A 2363-nucleotide genomic window follows, 5' to 3' on the forward strand; every position below is an offset into this window, starting at 1 on the left:
TCCGGTATAGAGTATGGGGGCATGAGCAGTTACACAATTTAAATTACAGCCTCAAAAGTTACTTTTCAGACAAAAAGATCATAATCATTGCAGCTGCAAAACATATACTTAATGGGATTCTAATTAACCCATGCAGTTGCTCCATCTTTCTCAAGAAACTCGATTTCTTACCAGAATCACCTGTAAGTAGGAAACCCAAATACCAAACAAACAAGTTAAGCATTAAAACTATAGCCAGCAAGAATCCCGAAGTAACCCCAAATAAACCCCGCTGCCACCAAACTAAGCCATCAGTCGATAGAAATCCGAACCATTGACCAAGCAATAACCCAAACGTAAGACAGCCAATTGCATAGGTGTTTGACAGTATGTGCCTTGAAACCAACGAGGGGGTGGAAAACTGAGGAAACATAACAGCCACTGAAAACGAAATGAATCCAAAGGCCCCGATTACATTCCAGAGATTCGGGCCAATACCTTCTCTAATTGCAGCTTGATAAAACTCTACCTCTGGATAAAACCTATTTGCCCAAAGAACAAATAGAAAGGCTGGAGCCGTCCAGGCAAGGAATATAACAATCGCCTCTTTTAAGCTTTCACCAGGAACAAAGTCACTCTCTTCAAAATGAAGAAATTTTTGAACTATATAGTCTCTCACTCCGCCTCCTTGGCTAGCACTCACGCTTGTGTTAAGTTGAATCCTTCCTCGGTTGAATCTAACTCAACACCCAGACGCAAGCAACTGAAAACAGGGAAAGGCGAATCAGAAGCTCCTGCCGAATATTCAGGCAGTCGCCAGGAGCAGCTGAATAACCACTGCAGGAAATTATAAATTTCGAACCCGACTTTAAGAGAACCGCTAGGTGCCATCCACTTAAATAAAGAAAACGTGTAAGTTTGAAATTCAACATTTTCCTTTTTAAGTCTAACTAGTTCAAACAAATACAGCCAACCACCCTCCCTTATACTGTTACACCTGATACTATATTTATTTGCTTTTTTTTATTTGATAAACTATCTTACTTAAAAAAGCCGTATGACGCAGCTAACAAAATAATTTAGCGCACACAGGTAATCAGGATGAGATATTGCAGATATTGCAAGGTTGAGTACAGGGATGACAAACCTAAATGCGACAAATGTCATTTAGCAACATCACAACTACTCACTCTAGAACGCTTAAAAGATTTTGAAGAAAAATTTAAGAACTCCATTGAATTCAAGAAAACTTTAGCTCTAGACTTCGGGAACATAAAACCAAAACCAACTACACACAACGAAGAAGGATATTTTTTTCTTGCAACTCTAATCGACGGGGAGTTTCCGCAAAACACCAATAGGATTGGAAAATTTGAATGCAACGAGGAAGATAAGTGGACATTTAAAATCGCCTCACTAAACGAAAATCATACAGCAAGGGGAAAATATAATTTTGTATTCCATCAAAATGGAATCACCGCTCACTCAAAAGATCGTGTAGGGCACTATTACTTAGCCTCACGTGGCAATGATGTTTGGTTTGCAGGCACCGTTACCTTTAATAATGATGGAGAGATAACGGAATGGGATAATGATTCCGGTCATTATAGACCTGCACCACAGCTTGCAATACAGTGCACCTGCTTTCCTTTAAATAAATTTAGATCTGTAACTTTCAACCAAGCCCTTAACATAAAGCTAGAAGAACAAAAATCCAAACAAGAAAAAAACTCCCCCTTAACTCTACACTTAACTGAGAAGTGTGAAGCAGCAAAAAAAATAAAACAGACCAACGCCAAACAAATAATTGACAACGCAAGCACAGCCTTTGGGGAGTCAAAAGGAAAAATAATTAAAGATCTTATTGAGATAACCAAACAATTTGGCTTTTCGCTTGACAAAAAAACAAGATCTTTTGTTTACTAATAGCTCACCAAGTTTTCATAGCAGCTCATATCGCCTCTTGCAGGACAAGTCTGGAAAAGTGTGAAATCAAATTTTATTGAGACCCTACACTAAAACTCCGCACTCCAAGAGTGCGGAATTACCCTTCACCCCTAAATAGCCTACTCCAGCATCAAGAGTTCGATGCGAGTTACGCGGTACCAGTTCATAAAAATCAACAGCATGTTAAATCCACCTTATTCACAAAAATATTTTCGACTGATTCATAGCCTTCTACGGTGCACTTAATTATAGGTATATAGTATAAATCCTTTGATGCCGAAATATAGTAGAGCTGAGATTATCGCGCACAAGCACGAATAGTATTATCGTTAGCATAACACAAACAATCCCTCATAATATGGCGTGACAGCTACTCCCCCCACCAGGGCTGTCCCATATAAACCGGTGTAAAAACGAACAGAATAGACCTAAAATAG

The 2363-nt window shown here is 39.0% G+C and carries 2 protein-coding genes; one reads left to right on the forward strand and one right to left on the reverse strand.

Annotated elements, in window-relative coordinates; translation table 11 throughout:
• Nucleotides 1-58 precede the first annotated feature (58 nt).
• Entirely contained in the window at nucleotides 59-658 is a 600-nt protein-coding gene (locus tag MO867_RS21610; RefSeq protein ID WP_252473000.1) for a hypothetical protein, read from the reverse strand.
• 422 nt (nucleotides 659-1080) lie between these two features.
• On the opposite strand from MO867_RS21610, the gene MO867_RS21615 reads away from it, so the two are divergent.
• Entirely contained in the window at nucleotides 1081-1905 is an 825-nt protein-coding gene (locus MO867_RS21615; protein WP_252473003.1) for a hypothetical protein, read from the forward strand.
• The last annotated feature ends 458 nt before the right edge of the window (nucleotides 1906-2363 follow it).

This window comes from Microbulbifer okhotskensis, assembly GCF_023895975.1.
GTDB classification, from domain to species: domain Bacteria; phylum Pseudomonadota; class Gammaproteobacteria; order Pseudomonadales; family Cellvibrionaceae; genus Microbulbifer; species Microbulbifer okhotskensis.

Coding starts and splice junctions, on each gene's coding strand:
- MO867_RS21615 (WP_252473003.1), top strand. CDS start 1,081: ATGAGATATTGCAGATATTGCAAGGTTGAGTACAGGGATGACAAACCT.